Below are 17,612 nucleotides of genomic sequence, written 5' to 3' on the forward strand. Positions count from 1 at the left end.
TCGGCGGTCTCGTCCGCGGCGCGACCCTCGACGCGGTGCTCGGCCAGCACGACGTCCCCTGGCTGGAGCTGTTCGCCGAGCTGGGCCGGCTGGGCCCGCTGCACGGGCTGGCCGAGGTGGCGGCGTCGGCGGGCTGGTGGTGGCCGTACGAGAACCTGGTGATCCTCAGCGAACGCCCCACCGAGCTGCACCGCGACGAGCCGGGCCGCCTGCACCGCGGTGACGGCCCCGCTCTCGCCTACCCCGACGGTTTCGCCGTGCACGCCTGGCGCGGTATGCCCATCCCGCCCGACTTCATCGCGACCCTCACGCATCTGACCGTCGACGACATCCGCACCGAGGAGAACGCCGAGCTCCGCCGCGTCATGCTGGAGCATTTCGGCTACGACCGCTACCTCACCGAAACGGGCGCCGAGCCCCTCCACCGCGACGCCACCGGCACCCTCTGGTCGATCCCCGTCCCCGACGACGAGCCCGTCGTCATGGTCGAGGTCCTCAACAGCACCCCCGAACCCGACGGCACCACCCGCACCTACTACCTCCGGGTCCCTCCCACCACCCGCACCGCCCGCGAAGGCGTCGCCTGGACTTTCAACCTCCCCGAATCCGCCTACCACCCCCAGAAAGAAACCTGACCCGCCCGCCGGCCAGGCCGGAACCGGCCTGCCCGAGTCGAGGCGCGGGGTCGCCGCCCTGCTCATGACAGGCATCCCCACGAATCGATCGCCGGGCGGAAGCGGTCGGCGCGGCGTCGAGCCCGGATCGGCGGTGGGAGGACGGTGCGGGGTCGGGGAGGATCGGGGGATGAGGAGAACTGTGGGGTCGGTGGCGGTGTTGGCGTTGCATTGGCAGGTCAACGTGATCAAGGAGGAGGGGTTCTTCGGGGCGATGCTCGCGGAGCCCGTGGCGAAGAGCGGGGTGGTGGGGCGGGCGGCGGAGTTTCATGAGGCCGTGCGGGGATTGGGGGTGCCGGTCCTGTTCACGCGGTTCACGGTGCCGGAAGGTGAGGGCGGGCTGGTCCGGAACACCGGGTTCATGAACGCCGTCGGTGACGCGCAGGAGGCGTTCCGGCCCGACGGGCATGGGGCTGCGCTCATCCCCGAGATGCTGCCGCTGGGCGGCGGGGACCTGGTCGTGGACAACCAGCGGCTGTCCGGGCTGGCGGGGAACGGACTGCCGGAGCTGCTCGGGGAACGCGGCATCACCACGCTGTTCGTGACGGGCGTTGCCACGAACCTGACCGTGGAGCAGACCGCCCGCCACGGCACCGACCTCGGGTTCACCGTCCACCCGATCTCGGACTGCGTCGCGGCCGCCGCCGAGGAGATCCACCAGGCATCCCTCGGGAACCTCTCACTGACGACCGCCGGACCGCTCACCGCCGCCGAAGCACTCGCGCTCCTGCGCTCCGCCTGACACCGCACCGGCGGGCCCGCTGCTTTCAGGGTGTGGAGCGGAAGCGGGTCCGGTAGTCGGTGGGAGTGGTGTTGAGGGTGCGGCGGAAAGCGCGGACCAGGGTGTCGGTGGTGGCGAAACCCGACAGGGTGGCGACACGGTCGAGGGTCGCGTCGGTGGATTCGAGGTGGTGGCGGGCCACCTCGACGCGAGCGGACTCGATGTAGGCGGCCGGGGTCGTCCCGAGTTCCGTCTTGAAGATGCGGGTGAGCTGCCGGTCGCTGACATGGGCGTGTTCGGCCAGGTCGGTGACGGTGAGCCGGGAGGTGAGAGCAGATCCACCACGGCGCGCTCGCGACGATCGCCGATCTCTACGGGGTCGTCGTCCCGTCCGCCGCCGCGCTCAGCTGAGCCGCGACAGCACGCGCGCCAGCCGCTCCTCGAAGGCCGCCGCGGCGGCGTCCTGGTCGCCCTCGGTGAGCCGGGACATCGCCACCGCCGCCGTGATGATCACGTCGGAGAGTTCGGCGAGCACGTCCGCACGGGTGCGGTGGACGCCCTTGCGGCGGTTGGCGCCGATCATCCCGATGTAGGCTTCCGCGGCCTCGCCGACCTCCTCCGACAGCTTCAGCATCTGCAGGTCGACGGAGACATGGCCGTGGTAGGCGTGCAGCTTCGCGATCTCGTTCCACATGGGGACCCTTAGGTGAGGAGGACGGGGACGCGTTCGAGGATCCCGGGGCCGAACACCGCGGCCAGCGGCAGCGTCCGCAGATGAACGTAGCCGATATGGCAGTCGCAGGCGGCCTTCGGGCAGGGCCGCGGCCCCAGCGCGGCCCGGTAGGAGCCGTCGTACAGATTCCCCAGCACGGTCGGCACGAAATGGCAGCGCCGCACCGTGCCGTCGCCGTCCACGGAGACGACGTCCTCGCCGGTGCCGCACGGGTTGCCCCGGCTGGCGTGAGGGTGGCGGCTGTAGGGGAACAGCGGGTCGAGCGCCGTCCAGTCGGCGGCCTCGGCGTCGGTGTAGGTGCGGCCTTCGGCGGCGTTGACCCACAAGTAGGTGCCGGGGTCGAGGTCGGCGCGGAGCCGGCGGGCCGAGCCCAGATGCTCGGGGAACCCGACGACGCCCACGCTGTGCCGGATCCCGCGCGCCGTCAGATCGCGGGATTTGGCCAGGAACCGCTCGTAGGGCACCTGGTCGGGATGGTAGGTCGTCCAGAGGGCGAGCTTGGCGGGGTCGGCGGCCTCCGTCCAGGACGTCCGGTGGCTGAGGTTGGTCTGGATCGCGACCCGCCGGACGTGCGGCAGCAGGCTGAGCCGCACCAGCGCGTCCCGGTACCAGGAGCGGACCAGGCCCTCACCCCACGGCGTGAAAAGGATCGCCAGTTCGAAAGGCTGCTCTGACGCCCAGGTGACGAACCGTTCCAGCGCCGCCCGGTCGGCGCGGAGCTGCGCGGGGGTGTCGCGCCGTTTGGCGAACGGGCAGTAGGCGCAGTCGTAGTCGCAGCTCGCGAGCGGCCCCCGGTAGAGGATCGTGAGCATCAGCGGGCCTCGTAGGAGTCCATCAGCGCCTGGACGGGCGGGGAGAACAGGGCGGGGCCGATCGCGTCGGAGTGGGCGAGCCCCTCGGACGTCAGGGTGACGGTCTCCTCCCCCACGGTCAGCCAGTGGGCGAACCCGGTCAGGTCGAAGTCGTCGAGGACGTCGGAGCCGAAGCGCGCCTTGTAGGCCGCCCGGTCCACGCCGGACACCTGGAGCAGCGACTGGATCAGATGCCGCCGCCGGCGTTCGGCGTCGTCGAGGGTGAAGCCGACCTTCGCGGTGGAGAAGTCCCCGGTGGCGACGTAGTCGTCGATGATGCCGCGCACGGCCGTCTCGTGGACGGCGTACTCGAAGGAGTAGTGCAGCTCGGAGGTGTAGGAGCGGGCGCCGCAGCCGAGCCCGACCATGCCGTCCTCCTGGCAGCAGTACTCGGTCGTGCCGCCGCCACCCGGCAGCCGGAACATCCGCATCGACACCTGTTCGTACCCGTGGGCCAGCAGATGGTCGCGGCCCGCCCGGTACAGGTCGAGGCGCTGGTCGTCCCAGTCGCGGCCCCTCCTGCCGAGCCCGGTCAGCGGCCGGACGTACAGCGGGTACAGGTACAGCTCCTCGGGCCGCCATTCCAGCGCCCGGTCGATCGAGTGCAGCCAGGACGCGCGGGTCTGCCCGTCGATCCCGTAGATCAGGTCGATGTTGAGCGCGGGGAAGCCGACCGAGCGGATCGTGTCGAGGGCGGCGGCGACCTCGGCGGGCTTCTGCGGGCGGACGGCGGCCCGCGCCTCGGCGTCGACGAAGCTCTGCACGCCGATGGAGATCCGGGTGGCGCCGTGGTCGCGGAGCACCTGGAGCCGGTCGCGGGTGGCGGTGCCCGGTGACGTCTCGACGCCCAGCGGCACTCCGGTGGCGAACCGGCCGGCGATCCCGCACAGCCGTTCCAGTTCGGCGGCGGTCAGATAGGTGGGGGTGCCGCCGCCGAACGCGGCGGTGGCGCAGCGGAAGTCGCCGAGCGCGTCGAGGACGGCGGTGGCCTGCCGGTCGAGGGCGTCCAGGTAGGCGCCGGTCAGGTCGGTTCCGGCGCCGAGCCTGGTGAACAGGTTGCAGAAGCCGCAGCGGATCTCGCAGAACGGGATGTGCAGGTAGAGGAAGAGCGCCGAGCGGTCCTCGGCGTGCCAGGCGTCGCGCAGGGACGGCTCGGGGACGAGCGGGCGGTATGCGGTCTTGTGCGGATAGGCGTAGACGTATCCCTGATAAGGCTTCATGAGATGACGAACTCTCCGTAGGGAACGGTCCAGACGACCTCGTGGCCGATCCGGTGCCCGGTATGCCCGTCCTCGCCGTAGGCGGTGCCGTGATCGGAGCAGACGATCACGAAGGTGGGGCGCCGGAGCGCGGCGAACAGCCGGCCGAGCCGGGAGTCGACGTAGCGGAGGGCGGCGGCGTGGGTGTCGCGGGTGTCGCCGGACGCGCCGGGCAGGTAGAAGTGGTTCGGCTGGTGCAGCGAGGCCACGTTGAGCAGCAGGAACAGCGGCCGGTCAGCGGCGGCGACGATCTTCTCGATCCGGTCGGTCTGCGCGTCGAGGCCGTCGCGGGCCGTCACCCCGAACCCGGGCTCCCAGTGCGACTCGGCGAACATCGACGGCAGCACGGAGCCCAGCGCCGTCAGCCCGTTGAAGAAGCCCACTCCCCCAACGCAGACCGTGTGGTAGCCGGCGGCGGCGAGCCCCGCGGGCAGGTCGGGGGCGTCGTAGGTCCAGGTGGACGGGCTGGTGGTCTCGCTGCCGGGGAACGCGGCGGCGAACAGCCGGGGATGCGGGCCCGGCTCGGCCGGGGTCGGCAGGAACCCGCCGAGCATCGCCAGATGGGAGGCGTAGGTGAAGCTGCCGGGCGTGTGCCGCTTCTGCCAGGTGAAACGGCTCGCCAGCTCGGGGGTGTTGCCCGCGGCGGCCTGTTCGACGGCCACGTCGTAGCGGAGCGTGTCGAGCGTGATCAGCAGCAGGTCGTGGGTGCCCACGATCGCGTTCATGTCGTACAAGACAGATCCCCCAGAGCCGCTCTGACCTGGGCAGTGTAGGTGTCGACGCCTTCGGCCGCCGAACCGGCGAACCCGGTCAGACCGGGCAGCAGGTCGCCGAACGCGTTGACCTCGCCGACGGCCAGCCGCTTCCCGCCGATCCCGACCAGCAGGTCGATCCCGGCCATCGGGCTGTCGGGGAAGCAGGCCGCGGCCCGTTCGCACAGCTCCAGGGCCGCCTCCCAGTCGACGAGCCGCCGGACGGCGTCGAGATCACCGCGGACCCCGCCGAGGTGCAGATTGGTCATCGGGACGGTGCTGGAGCGGACCACGGCGTGGGTGGCGCGTCCGCCGATCACCACGACCCGCAGGTCGAGCACCCGGCCGTCGAGCGCCGCCTTGGGGAACCAGCGTTCGACGTGCAGTCCGTCCGGGGCGAGGGCGTCGATCAGCCGCGCCACCTCCTCCTCGCTCTCGTAGGCGCGGACCCGCAGCGAGTTCCGCCAGCCGTCACCGGCCGGGACCGCCGAGGTCACGGCCTTGATCCGGCCGGGCGCCGTCTGCAACGCCACCACCCCGGACGCCGAAGACCCGTGCGGGGGCTTCACGAACACGCGCGGTGACCGTGTCTCGGCCATCCACTCCCTCAGCTCCCGGTAGGAGCCGGCCGCGGGCAGCGCGACGGGCACCGGGACGCCCGCCGCGCTCAGCCGGAGATGGGTGAGCCGCTTGTCGAACATCACGGCGATGTCGTCGACGTGCGGGGCGTACGGGCGCAGCCGCTCCAGCCCGTGCACGAACCGGGCATACCAGAGCGCGCCGCCGCCGACCCTGGCCGGATCGCCGGGGCCCCGCAGCAGCGCGTCGACGGCGGGGTCCTCGCCCGGCGAGTCGATCCGCAGCGGCCCGTCCACCTCGAGGGGCGCGCCGCACAGCACGTCGCGCCAGGGCAGCACCCGGGGCGCGGGCAACCCTTGCGCGGCGCAGGCCGCCGCGAACAGAACCGTCCGGCGCTCCCGGGGAGTCCCGACGACCGTGAACCTCGTCACTCGGCGACGGCCACGTAGCGCCAGTCGTCGTCCTCGCGCTGCTTGTCGCCGAGGTCGACCTCGACGCCTGGCAGCGCCGCGACGATCCGCTCGGTCATCTCCTCCGAAAGGTAGTGGTGGCTGAGGTCGAGCGCCTTCAGATGGCCGAGCGGCTGCCCCGACAGGAGCGCTTCGGCGCCCTCGTCGGTGAGCACGCCCATCGACAGATCGAGGGTGGACAGCCGGGCGACGACCGGCGCCGACGCGACGGCCGCGGCGATCGCGTCCTGCTGGAGGGAGTCCTGGAGGCCGAGGTGGCGCAGCTTGGGCAGGCGCTCCCCCGCCAGGATCGGGGCGAGGTCGGCGACGGTCGCGTCGCCGCCGTAGTCGTCGACGCCCAGCCACAGCTCCAGGTGCTCCAGCGCCGGCAGGTCGCTCGCCCCGACGGCCCGGACGACCGTGGCGGGCAGCCCGCCGGTCTCGAACCGCAGCTCCCGCAGGTTGGGCGTGGCCAGCGGCTGCAGGACCAGCCCGCTGCCGCCGCGGATCGTGACGGTCTCCAGCCCGGGGAACGCGGTGAACAGCGGGGTCAGATCGGTCTGCTCGATCCAGCTGATCTCCGATTCCTCGCCGAGGATCTCGGCCCAGAACAGGCCGCGCAGCGCGGGGAACTTCTCCTTGGCGTCGACGAGCAGGGTCATCGGCTGGGCGGCGTTGACCTCGTAGCTCGCCCCCCAGTTGCCGAAGAGCAGCGCCGGGATCTTGGTCGTGTCGACGGCGTCGACGAAGGCGGTGAACAGCTCGTTGAAGGCGTCGAAGTCCTCGACGTAGTCGTCGATCCGTAGCCGCCAGGCCACACTTTCGGGACTCGGCAGCCCGGTGAGGTCGGTGTCCTCGGTGACATCGACCACCGGGAGCCCGGCGAACTCGCTGACGTGCTGGTACGGCATCGGCTGACCTCTCTGGGATTTGTCGGGACTGTCCTACCACTCGGCACTGACAAGCCGCACGGGAATGTGGGTGGCGAGTGGTAGGCATGGGGCATGGAGTTGCGGGAGGAAGCGGAACGGTGCCTGCGGGCCCTCGCCGGTGAGCACGCCCGGCTGCGCGAGGATCAGTGGACGGCGATCGAGGCGCTGGTCGTCGGGCACCGGCGCGCGCTGGTGGTGCAGCGCACCGGCTGGGGCAAGTCGGCGGTGTACTTCGTCGCGACGTCCCTGCTGCGGGCGCGCGGCGCCGGCCCCACGGTGATCGTCTCGCCGCTGCTGGCGCTGATGCGCAACCAGATCGCCGCCGCGGAGCGTGCCGGGATCAGGGCCCGCACGATCAACTCCGCCAATCCCGACGACTGGCGTGCGGTCTACGGCGAGGTCGCCTCGGGCGCGGTCGACGTGCTGCTGGTCAGCCCCGAGCGGCTCAACAACCCCGAGTTCCGTGACGAGGTGCTGCCCGCGCTGGCCGGTTCGGCGGGGCTGGTCGTGGTCGACGAGGCGCACTGCATCTCCGACTGGGGCCACGACTTCCGGCCCGACTACCGGCGGCTGCGCACCCTGTTCGCCGAGCTGCCCGCCGGGATCCCGGTGTTGGCGACGACGGCCACCGCCAACGCGCGCGTCACGGCGGACGTCGCGGAGCAGCTCGGCGACGACACCCTGGTCCTGCGCGGCACCCTGGAGCGCGACTCGCTGCGGCTCGCGGTGGTCCGGCTGCCGACCCCGTCGCAGCGGCTGGCGTGGCTGGCCGAACGGCTGGAGGAGCTGCCCGGCTCGGGGATCATCTACACGCTGACGGTCGCCGCCGCGCAGGAGGTCGCGGCGCTGCTGCGCGACCGCGGGTTCGCCGTCGCCTCCTACTCGGGCCAGACGGAGCAGGCCGAACGGCTCCAGGCCGAGCAGGATCTGCTCGACAACAAGCTGAAGGCGCTGGTCGCCACCAGCGCGCTCGGCATGGGCTTCGACAAGCCCGACCTGGGGTTCATCGTCCATCTGGGCGCGCCGAACTCGCCGGTCGCCTACTACCAGCAGATCGGCCGTGCGGGCCGCGGCGTGGAGCGGGCCGAGGTGATCCTGCTGCCGGGCAGCGAGGACCGCGACATCTGGGCGTACTTCGCCTCGCTGGCGTTCCCGCCGGAACCGGTGGTCAGAGCCACGCTGGCGGCCCTCGGTGAGCGTCCGCTGTCGACGGGGGCGCTGGAGCCGATGGTGGATCTGTCGCGCAGCAGGCTGGAGATGATGCTCAAGGTCCTGGACGTCGACGGGGCGGTGAAGCGGGTCAAGGGCGGCTGGATCGCCACCGGCGAACCGTGGTCGTACGACGCCGAGCGGTACGCGCGGGTCAAGGCCGCGCGCGACCACGAGCAGCGAACCATGCTGGACTACCAGACGACCTCCGACTGCCGGATGCTCTATCTGCGGCGCTGTCTGGACGACGACGCGGCCGTCCCGTGCGGCCGGTGCGACGTATGCACGGGGGCCGCGTGGCCGACGACGATCTCCGAGGGCTCACTGAACGACGCCCGCACCCGGCTGGAGCGGCCGGGGGTCGATCTCGCGCCGCGGAAGATGTGGCCGACCGGGATGAAGGGCGACATCGGGCTGTCCGGGCGGATCGCCCCGTCGCTGCAGGCCGAGCCGGGGCGGGCCCTCGGCCGGCTCACCGACATCGGCTGGGGGCCGCGGCTCCGGGCCCTCCTGTCCGGGCCCGACCAGCCGGTTCCCGACGACATGTTCGCTGCCGTCGTCCGGCTGCTGGCCTCGTGGGGGTGGGCGGAACGGCCGGTGGCGGTGGTCTCGGTGGCCAGCCGCACCCACCCCGAGCTGGTGGCTTCGCTGACCGCGCGGCTGGCCGCGATCGGACGGCTGCCGCACCCCGGCGACCTGCACTCGGCGGGGCCCGTCCCGCCGCCGCAGCACAACAGCGCCTACCGGCTCCGCACCGTGCTGGACTCCCTGACCCTGGACTTCACGCCCCCTCAGGGCCCTGTCCTCCTGGTCGACGATCTCACCGACACCGGCTGGACCCTCACGGCGGCCGCCAAACTGCTCCGCGGGGCCGGTGCCACCGCCGTCCTCCCGCTGACGCTCGCCACCACGACCTGACGTCCGGGCCGGCGGCGGTCTTCGGGCGGCCGGTTTCAGCGGTGGGTGGGGCGGGCTTTCGCCGTCCGGCTCAGGGCGCGGTCACTGCGGGGACGGCCGATCCGCAGGGGCCGGTGGGCGGGGAGCGGCGGCCAGACCTGCACGTCGGGTGCGGGTGCGCGGTGTGGGAGCAGCGCGAGCAGGAGACCGGCGACGGTCGCGCCGAGGAGGCCGAGGGTGAGGTCTCCCAGGGTGTCCCGGTAGATCGAGACGGATTCGGGGGTGTCGAGGATGAACGCGCCGTACTCGGCGAGCTCCCAGAGGATCGCGGTGATCGCGCCGATCCCGGCGCAGCTCAACGCGATCGCCCAGCGCGGCAGGGACGTCCGGCGCAGCAGCAGTCCGGCGGCGGCCGCCAGAAGGGCCCAGTTGGCGAAGTGGCAGGCGTCGTCGAACCAGGCGACCGTGTCGTAAAGATCGGCGGCGTTGCCCGCCACGTCGATGACGAACGGCGCCGTGAACAGGGCGTCGACCCCCCAGGGCAGCGGTTCCCGCCGCCGCGACCGCCAGTAGAGCGGGAACAGCAGCACCGCGACGGGATAGGCGACGGCCCGCGCCCCCATCGCCTTGTCGGCGAACCGGTCCCACTCGGGAAAGGCGACGGCGAGCACGAGCAACGCCCCGAGCAGGAGCTTCAGGCTGAGAGCGGCGGCCCGCCCGCGATCGTTCATACCGGCAACCCTGCCGCGCCGCCCCGTCCGGAACATCCGCTGAACTACTCAGTTCCGCCCCGGGAAACACCCAGGGCCGCTCCGGCGGGCGTTCTCGCCGCGACCGTCCCGATCACCGCCCCCGCTGCGTGGTGGCGTTCCGGAACACGCGATGGTATTTCCCTAGCTGCTGCCGCCTAGGAGTCGGCTGGAAGGCAAGATCAGGACCGGCTCGCCCCGCTCTATGGCGGTTGACACTTACCGGCAAGATGGGGCGATCCGGGCTCCTGAGGGGCCTTTTCAGCAGCGTCCTGGCCGACGAGGAACGATGTGGGATGAGCGAGGGAAGGAAACGATGAGGTTCGCGGTCAACTGCTCTCTCCTGTTCGCCGAGCTGCCGCTGTTGGAGCGCCCGCGGGCCGCGCGACGTGCGGGGTTCGACGCCGTCGAGTTCTGGTGGCCGTTTCCCACGGCCACGCCGTCGGCCGCCGAGGTCGACGCGTTCTGCCGGTCCCTCGACGACGCCGGGGTCCAGCTCGTCGCGCTCAACTTCTTCGCCGGTGACCTTCCGGCCGGTGAGCGGGGCATCCTGTCGGATCCGGCGCGTGTCACCGAGTTCGAGGGCGCCGTCGAGTCGCTGGTGCGGATCGCCGAGCGGACCGGAGCCCGTTCCTTCAACGCGCTCTACGGCCATCGCCTCGACGGCGTCACGGCCGCAGAGCAGGATGTGGTCGCCCTCGCCAATCTCCGTCTGGCCGCCAGGTCCGTCGCCGGCTTCGGCGGCACCGTCCTCCTCGAACCGCTGTCCCGAGGCCTGAACGGCCGCTACCCGCTGGAGACGGCCGCGGACTGCGTCGCCGTCATCACCGCCGCCGCCGAACCCAACATCAAACTGCTCTTCGACACCTACCACCTGGCCAACAACGGCGAAGACCTCCTAGCCGTCCTCAAAACCCACGCCACCTCCATCGGCCACGTCCAGATCGCCGACACCCCGGGCCGAGGCCACCCCGGCACCGGCACCCTGGACTTCCCCTCCCTCTTCTCCGAACTCACCACCCTCGGCTACCCCGCCCACATAGCCCTCGAATACACCCCCCAAGCCCCAACCACCCTCCCCACCGAATTCACCTGGCTCCCCCGCCCCTGAACCCGGTCGAACAACAATCACCCGGTAGCCCGCAGACGGCTTACACGAGCCCGCAGCAGCCCTGCCCGCGATTCAGACTGGTCAAAGCACGCGGGGATGAAGCCACCCATCGAGCTCGGCTAACTCCCCCGCCCAGCCCCTGAACAGGTGCAAGCCGCAGAGGACTTGGACGAGCCCCGCAGCAGCCCAGCCTCCGGTGCAGACCGGGCATGCACACGGGGAAAGCCACCCCTGGAACTCGGCTACCTCCTCCGCCTGGGTCTCTGAACGGGTGGGATGGCGATGGCTTGGCAGGCCGCGGAGGGGTTTGTGCGAGACCCGGCGGCTCGGCTTCTGGTTCAGATCAGTGAGCGCCGATTCGGTGGGTGGGGGGCTTGGCGCGGCTTGGGGGCACTGGGATTTGGTTCAGAGCCAGCCGCGGGATTGGGCGGCCTGGACGGCGGTGTGGCGGTTGGTGGTGTTGAGTTTGGTGACGGCGGCGGACAGGTAGTTGCGGACGGTGCCTTCGGAGAGGTTGAGGGTGCGGGCGATACGGGAGATGGGGCTGCCGTCGGCCGCGGCGCGGAGGGCGTCGAGCTCGCGGGGGGTGAGCGGGCACTCCTCGGCGGCCAGCGCGTCGGCGGCGAGCTGGGGGTCGATGTAGCGGGCGCCTTCGTGGACCTGTTTGATCACTTCGGCGAGGCGGGAGCCGGGGGTGTCCTTGCCGAGGAAACCGCGGACACCGGCCGCCATGGCGCGACGCAGGTTGCCGGGGCGGCCGTGGCCGGTGACGATCACGACCTTGCAGGACGGGAGCGAGCGGTTCAGGCGTTCGGCCGCGGTGAGGCCGTCGAGGCCCGGCATGTCGATGTCCAGGACGCACACGTCGGGACGCAGGGCCATCGCCCGGTCGACGGCCTCGTCACCGCGGCCGACGTCGGCGATCACCTCGATGCCGTCCTCGGTGCCCAGCAGCAGCGCCAGCGCCTCCCGCACCATGTGATGGTCGTCCGCCAGCAGCACCCGGATCATGCTCACTCCCCTTCCCGCGTGATCATAGGTGGAGTCCGGAGAGCGGCACGATCGCGCGTACCTCGAAGGCCCCGTCGCCGAGGGCGGCGGCCCTGAGCTCGCCGCCGACCGCCACGACCCGCTCCCGCAGCCCGGTGAGACCGCTGCCGGCGGACGGTTCGGGCAGCCCGCGCCCGACCTTGTCGCGGCGGCCGGGACTTTCGGAGCGGCGGGCTCCGTCGTTGACGATCGTGAGGACGGCGTTGACGGGATCGGCGGTCAGGGTGAGCTCGCAGCGGGTGGCGCCGCTGTGCCGCAGGACGTTGGTGACGGCCTCGCGCGCCACCCAGCCGAGCGCGTCGTGGACGTGGCGGGGCAGATCGTCGGGGATCTGCGGGGTGCTGCAGGTGATCCCGGCGGCGCGCAGCACGGCCGTCGCGCCGTTCAGTTCGGTGCGCAGCGAGGTGACGCGGTAGCCGCGGACCACGTCACGGACCTCCTGGATGGCGCCGCGCGCCATCCGCTGGATCTCCTCCAGCTCCTTGGCGACCCGGTCGGGGTCCTTGGCGAGCAGCCGTTCGGCGAGCTCGGCGCGGAGCGCGACCGCCTGGAGGCTGTGGCCGAGCACGTCGTGGAGGTCGCGGGCGAAGCGGAGACGTTCCTCACCCACGGCCCGGCGGGCCAGTTCGGTGCGGGCGTCGCGCAGCTCCTTGACGGCCAGACAGAGCCAGACGGTCGCGTAGGCGCTCAGCCCGTACACGGGCAGGGACAGCGCGATCCACAGCGCTTCGAGGCCGGGCGCCCCGGTGGCGGTGCTGATCACTCCCGTCAGGGCGGCGGCGAGCCCGACCAGCGGGATCGACAGGCGTTCAGGCAGCGTCACGGCGATCATGCCCGCGACGGCGGCCATCCCCTGGTTCCAGGCGCCGCCCAGCAGCAACGGCAGCGCGAACACGACCACGGCGATCACCGCGAGGAAGATCCGGCTGTCGCGGCTGATCTCGCGATAGGCCGACTGCCAGAGCAGGCGTCCTTGGAGCACGACGACGAGCATCGCCGCCATCGTCCCGATCACGAACTTCCAGGGCTGGCCGGAGCCGAACGCGACCACCACCCCATTGGCGAACAGCCCGACGGTGGCGGCCGCCGACAGTCCGACGACCATCGTGACGATCACTGATTCCCGCGGGAGTCGCGGCTGCACCCTCCACCTCCATCCCCAGCCGACAGGGACTCCGCAGAGTACGCGACCCGGCCGACGCCTCACACCCACCCCCGAGACCTCGCTCCCCTGTACGTCCGCGCCACCCGGATCTCCGCCCTCCGGGGTGGTGAAGTCAAGCGGCGTAGGGCGTGCTGAAGGCGGTGAGCAGGAGGGTCCGGTCGGCTTTGCGGGCCTCCTGGGGCGAGGTGGTGGCGATGAGGACGGGCACGGGGAGGCTGCGCAGTACCCGCCAGAAGGGACGGGAGTCGGCGGCGGACAGCCGGGTGGTGGGCTCGGTGAGGACGAGGGCGTCGGGGAGGCCCGTCAGGGCCATGGCGAGGTCGAAACGGCGGCGTTCGGCGGGGGTGAGGCGGGTGTAGGGGATGGGGCCGCGGCGGGGCAGGGTGGCGAGGGCGGAGTCGGCGGCGGGGTTGAGGGGGTGCGCCGCCCAGGTGCGCCAGGCTCCGGAGATCTCGTTGACCGTGAGGTCGCCGTAGAGGGAGTCGGCGGCGGACAGGGCGGCCACCGTCACCGCGGACCGTTCGGTGTAGGGGTCGCGGCCGTTGACTCTGACGGACCCCTCGGACGGACGGCGGTCACCGGCGACCAGTTCGAGCAGCTCGGCGGAGTCTCCCCCGCAGACCGCGACGATCTCACCGGGCCGCACGGTGAGCGAGATCAACCCTCTCCGCCCACCCCCGGCGGACGGCGGCCAGGAGGTGGCGGTAGGGGTACGGACCCCCGAAATCTCGATCATGGCGTCTCCTCTCTGCGTCCCACAGTGCCGTGGAATCCGGTGAGCGAGCAGTGCGACTCGTCAGCACCTCACCGTGAGGAGTTCAGCAGTCACCAGTGACAAACGTCATGGGTGACCGGCCTTACCGGGATAAGGCGGTCACCGGCTGAGCACGTCCGGCCCGATCTCGGCGAGCGACGACAGTCCCGACAGCGCCATGGTGAGTTCCAGGTCGGCCATCAGGCACCGCAGCACGTGCCGGACGCCGTCCTCGCCGCCGAGCCCCAGCCCATAGGCGTACGGCCGGCCCACCAGGACGGCCGAGGCCCCCAGCGCCAGCGCCTTGACGACGTCCGACCCCGTCCTGACTCCCGAGTCGAACAGCACGGTGAGCTCCGAGCCCACCTCGGCCGCGATCGCGGGCAGCGTGTCGAGCGCGGCGATGGCCCCGTCGACCTGCCGTCCGCCGTGGTTCGACACGACGATCCCGTCCATGCCCGCGTCGACGGCCCGTCGCGCGTCGGCGGGGTGCTGGATGCCCTTGAGGACGATCGGGCCGTCCCACTGGGTGCGCAACCAGGCCAGGTCGTCCCAGGTCAGCGAGGGGTTCCCGAAGTTGGCGGCCCAGTGCAGCAGGGCGAGGTCGCGGTTGGCGTCGGTGACGGGCCCGCCGATGGCCTTCTGGAAGACGGGGTCGCTGAAGTAGTTCTGCACGCCGATTCCGTGCAGGAACGGCAGGTAGGCGTTGTCGAGGTCGCGGGGCCGCCAGGCGAGGGTGAAGGTGTCGAGGGTGAGGACGAGCACGCTGTACCCGGCGTCCTTGGCACGTCCGACCAGGCTGGCGGCCAGCTCCCGGTCCTTGGGCCAGTAGAGCTGGTACCAGCGCGGCCCGCCTGCCGCGGCGACCTCTTCCATGGCGGTGGAGGAGGCTGTCGACAGCGTCATCGTGACGCCGAGCGAGGCCGCGGCCCGCGCGACGGCCAGCTCGCCTTCCGGGTCGAGGATCCGCAGCACGCCGACCGGGCCGAGGATCACCGGCGCGGGCATCGCCGTCCCGAGCACGGTCGTGGTGAGGTCGCGCGTCGCGACGTCCCTGAGCATCCGCGGCACGATCTTCCACTGGTCGAACGCCGCGAGGTTCGCCCGCGCCGTCGACTCCGATCCGGCCGCCCCCGCCACATAGCCGAACGCCTGGTCGGACAGCGCGCCGCGCGCGAGTTCCTCGAGCCGGTGGAGATCGGTCGGAAGTTCAGGCCTGACACCCCCCAGACCGGACAAATAGATCTCATTCTGGAAGTCAGCAAGGCTCATGGGACGCTCCGTGGACGAAACTGTCGGCGACACACGCCAGAATGGCGAGCATGGCACGCCGCACTGGTCAGACTCCACCTCCGGAAGAGTTCGAAGAGAACATCATCGACATCGACGTCGCCGAGGAGATGCGAGGCAGCTTCCTCGAGTACGCGTACTCGGTGATCTACTCCCGCGCGCTTCCGGACGCCCGTGACGGGTTGAAGCCGGTCCAGCGCCGCATCCTGTACTCGATGAACGCGATGGGCCTGCGCCCCGACCGCGGCCACGTCAAGTGCGCCCGCGTCGTCGGCGAGGTCATGGGCAAGCTGCACCCGCACGGCGACGGCGCGATCTACGACGCGATGGTGCGTCTGGCGCAGCCGTGGGCGATGCGGATGCAGCTCGTCGACGGGCACGGAAACTTCGGTTCGCTGGGCGGCGACGACTCGCCCGCCGCGATGCGGTACACCGAGGCGCGGCTGTCGCGCGAGGCGATGACGATGGTCGGCGGCCTCGACGAGGACACCGTCGACTTCCGCCCGAACTATGACGGCCAAGAGCTCGAGCCGGAGGTGCTGCCGGCGGCGTTCCCGAACCTGCTGGTGAACGGCACGACGGGGATCGCGGTCGGCATGGCCACGAACATGGCGCCGCACAATCTGGGCGAAGTGGTCGCGGCGGCCCGGCATCTGCTGACGCACCCGAACGCCACCCTGGACGATCTGATGCGGTTCGTCCCCGGCCCCGACCTGCCCACCGGCGGCAAGATCGTCGGCCTGGACGGCATCCGCGACGCCTACCTGAACGGCCGCGGCGTCTTCAAGACGCGGGCGACGGTCCGGGTCGAGAATGTCACCCCGCGCCGCAAGGGCCTCGTCGTCACCGAGCTGCCCTACAACGTCGGCCCCGAACGCGTCATCGCCAAGATCAAGGACATGGTCCAGGCGAAGAAGATCCACGGGATCGCCGATCTGAAGGACCTCACCGACCGCACGGTCGGCCTCCAGCTCGTCATCGAGATCAAGAACGGCTTCATCCCGGAGGCCGTCCTGGAGGAGCTGTACCGGCTGACTCCGATGGAGGAGTCGTTCGGCATCAACAACGTCGCGCTGGTCGACGGCCAGCCGAAGACCCTCGGGCTGCGCGAGCTGCTCCAGGTGTACGTCGACCACCGGATCGAAGTGGTGCGCCGCCGCTCCCAGTTCCGCCGCCGCAAGCGCGAGGAGCGCCTGCACCTGGTCGACGGCCTGATGATCGCGCTGCTCAACATCGACGAGGTCATCCAGGTCATCCGCACGTCGGACGATTCGGCGCAGGCCAAGGCCCGGCTCCAGGAGATCTTCGAGCTGTCGGAGATCCAGTCCCAGTACATCCTCGACACCCCGCTGCGCCGCCTGACCCGCTTCGACAAGCTGGAGCTAGAGAAGGAGAGCGAGACCCTGCGCCGTGAGATCGCCGAGCTGACGGCGATCCTGGAGTCGGAGACCAAGCTCCGCCAGGTGGTGTCGAAGGAGCTCGCCGAGGTCGCCAAGGAGTTCGCGACCCCGCGCCGCACGGTGCTGCTGGAATCGTCGGGGCAGGCGAAGTCGTCGGCCGCGGTGACCCTCGAGGTCGCCGACGACCCGTGTTTCGTGCTGCTGTCGTCTTCGGGGCTGCTGGCCCGCACCACGGACGTGTCGCCGCTGCCGGACGACGGCCCGCGCGCCGCCCATGACGTGCTGGTCTCGGTGATCCGGTCGTCGGCGCGCGGCGAGTTCGGCGTGGTCACCTCCACCGGACGGATGATCAAGGTCGCGACGATCGACCTGCCCGCGCTGCCCCCGTCGGCGGCTCCGCCGTCCCTGTCGGGCGGCGCGCCGCTGGAGGAGTACCTGACCTTGGCCGCCGGAGAGACGGCGATCGGCCTGGGCGACCTGTCGGAGGACGGCCCCGGGCTGGCCCTCGGCACCGAACAGGGCGTCGTCAAGCGTGTCGCCAACGACTATCCGGGCAACCGCGACGACTTCGAAGTGATCACCCTCAAGGACGGCGACCGGGTGGTCGGCGCGGTCCAGCTCGCCTCTGAGGAGGACGATCTGGTCTTCATCGCCGACGACTCCCAGCTCCTGCGCTTCGCCGCTTCGAACGTGCGGCCGCAGGGCCGTCCCGCGGGCGGCATGGCGGGCATCAAGCTGGCGGCGGACGCGAAGGTGATCTGGTTCGGCGCGGTCGACTCCGCTCGCGACAGCGTCGTGGTGACGGTCTCCGGCTCCTCGACCGCTCTGGAAGGCACCCAGACGGGCGCGGCGAAGGTCTCCGACTACGCCGAGTACCCGCCGAAGGGCCGTGCGACGGGCGGTGTCCGCAGCCACCGCTTCCTGAAGGGCGAGGACGCCCTGCTCCTGGCCTGGGCGGGCCCCGCTCCCGCCTCGGCCGCCGTGGCGGGCGGACGTCCGGGCGATCTGCCCGCCGAGCTCGGCCGCCGCGACGGTTC

16 protein-coding genes and 1 pseudogene are annotated in these 17,612 nt (G+C 71.5%); 5 read left to right on the plus strand and 12 right to left on the minus strand.

Features of this window, described 5'->3' with window-relative positions:
* Positions 1-635, plus strand: a 635-nt coding sequence (locus ACYVE7_RS13490) for a DUF6745 domain-containing protein (RefSeq protein ID WP_460364994.1), incomplete at its 5' end; no start/stop codon positions are given.
* A gap of 169 nt (positions 636-804) precedes the next feature.
* Positions 805-1,416 (plus strand): cysteine hydrolase family protein, encoded by a 612-nt coding sequence (locus ACYVE7_RS13495; RefSeq protein WP_460364995.1) that lies wholly within the window; start codon positions 805-807, stop codon positions 1,414-1,416.
* A gap of 25 nt (positions 1,417-1,441) precedes the next feature.
* On the opposite strand, the pseudogene ACYVE7_RS13500 reads toward ACYVE7_RS13495, so the two are convergent.
* From ACYVE7_RS13500 to ACYVE7_RS13530, 7 genes and pseudogenes are all read right to left on the minus strand, one after another.
* Positions 1,442-1,714, minus strand: a pseudogene (locus ACYVE7_RS13500) (helix-turn-helix domain-containing protein); the annotation flags it as partial.
* Between the two features lie 84 nt (positions 1,715-1,798).
* On the minus strand, positions 1,799-2,089 hold the full coding sequence (locus tag ACYVE7_RS13505; RefSeq protein WP_460364996.1) for a MazG-like family protein: 291 nt from the start codon (positions 2,087-2,089) through the stop codon (positions 1,799-1,801).
* Positions 2,090-2,097: 8 nt separating this feature from the next.
* On the minus strand, positions 2,098-2,940 hold the full coding sequence (locus ACYVE7_RS13510) for an STM4011 family radical SAM protein (RefSeq protein WP_460364997.1): 843 nt from the start codon (positions 2,938-2,940) through the stop codon (positions 2,098-2,100).
* Positions 2,940-4,199, minus strand: a complete 1,260-nt coding sequence (locus ACYVE7_RS13515) for an STM4012 family radical SAM protein (RefSeq protein ID WP_460364998.1) — start codon at positions 4,197-4,199, stop codon at positions 2,940-2,942. The genes ACYVE7_RS13510 and ACYVE7_RS13515 overlap by 1 nt, the downstream gene beginning before the upstream one ends.
* Positions 4,196-4,963, minus strand: a complete 768-nt coding sequence (locus tag ACYVE7_RS13520; RefSeq protein ID WP_460364999.1) for an STM4013/SEN3800 family hydrolase — start codon at positions 4,961-4,963, stop codon at positions 4,196-4,198. The genes ACYVE7_RS13515 and ACYVE7_RS13520 overlap by 4 nt, the downstream gene beginning before the upstream one ends.
* A complete protein-coding gene (locus ACYVE7_RS13525; protein ID WP_460365000.1) occupies positions 4,960-6,000 on the minus strand; it encodes an STM4014 family protein in 1,041 nt (346 codons plus the stop codon). The genes ACYVE7_RS13520 and ACYVE7_RS13525 overlap by 4 nt, the downstream gene beginning before the upstream one ends.
* On the minus strand, positions 5,997-6,929 hold the full coding sequence (locus ACYVE7_RS13530) for an STM4015 family protein (RefSeq protein ID WP_460365001.1): 933 nt from the start codon (positions 6,927-6,929) through the stop codon (positions 5,997-5,999). The genes ACYVE7_RS13525 and ACYVE7_RS13530 overlap by 4 nt, the downstream gene beginning before the upstream one ends.
* Before the next feature lie 93 nt (positions 6,930-7,022).
* Between ACYVE7_RS13530 and ACYVE7_RS13535 the strand changes: the two genes are divergently transcribed.
* Complete coding sequence (locus ACYVE7_RS13535) at positions 7,023-9,077, plus strand: RecQ family ATP-dependent DNA helicase (RefSeq protein ID WP_460365002.1); 2,055 nt, start codon at positions 7,023-7,025, stop codon at positions 9,075-9,077.
* A gap of 35 nt (positions 9,078-9,112) precedes the next feature.
* Here the strand turns inward: ACYVE7_RS13535 and ACYVE7_RS13540 are convergent, their stop codons facing one another.
* Positions 9,113-9,787: a hypothetical protein gene (locus ACYVE7_RS13540; protein ID WP_460365003.1), complete on the minus strand. Its 675-nt coding sequence runs from the start codon at positions 9,785-9,787 to the stop codon at positions 9,113-9,115.
* Positions 9,788-10,121: 334 nt separating this feature from the next.
* Between ACYVE7_RS13540 and ACYVE7_RS13545 the strand changes: the two genes are divergently transcribed.
* A complete protein-coding gene (locus tag ACYVE7_RS13545) occupies positions 10,122-10,916 on the plus strand; it encodes a hydroxypyruvate isomerase family protein (protein WP_460365004.1) in 795 nt (264 codons plus the stop codon).
* Positions 10,917-11,321: 405 nt separating this feature from the next.
* Here the strand turns inward: ACYVE7_RS13545 and ACYVE7_RS13550 are convergent, their stop codons facing one another.
* The 4 genes from ACYVE7_RS13550 to ACYVE7_RS13565 all read right to left on the minus strand — a co-directional run bounded on the left by ACYVE7_RS13550 (position 11,322) and on the right by ACYVE7_RS13565 (position 15,157).
* The gene (locus tag ACYVE7_RS13550) at positions 11,322-11,927 is read right to left on the minus strand and encodes a response regulator (RefSeq protein WP_460365005.1); all 606 of its coding nucleotides are present in this window, start codon (positions 11,925-11,927) and stop codon (positions 11,322-11,324) included.
* A gap of 22 nt (positions 11,928-11,949) precedes the next feature.
* The gene (locus tag ACYVE7_RS13555; protein WP_460365006.1) at positions 11,950-13,110 is read right to left on the minus strand and encodes a sensor histidine kinase; all 1,161 of its coding nucleotides are present in this window, start codon (positions 13,108-13,110) and stop codon (positions 11,950-11,952) included.
* A gap of 133 nt (positions 13,111-13,243) precedes the next feature.
* The gene (locus ACYVE7_RS13560; protein ID WP_460365007.1) at positions 13,244-13,867 is read right to left on the minus strand and encodes an ATP-binding cassette domain-containing protein; all 624 of its coding nucleotides are present in this window, start codon (positions 13,865-13,867) and stop codon (positions 13,244-13,246) included.
* A gap of 138 nt (positions 13,868-14,005) precedes the next feature.
* On the minus strand, positions 14,006-15,157 hold the full coding sequence (locus ACYVE7_RS13565) for a lactate 2-monooxygenase (RefSeq protein ID WP_460365008.1): 1,152 nt from the start codon (positions 15,155-15,157) through the stop codon (positions 14,006-14,008).
* Positions 15,158-15,198: 41 nt separating this feature from the next.
* Here ACYVE7_RS13565 and ACYVE7_RS13570 point away from each other — a divergent pair.
* Positions 15,199-17,612: DNA gyrase/topoisomerase IV subunit A (locus ACYVE7_RS13570; protein WP_460365009.1), on the plus strand; the 2,414-nt coding region annotated here is incomplete at its 3' end.

The sequence above is a fragment of the Actinocorallia lasiicapitis genome (genome assembly GCF_054778695.1).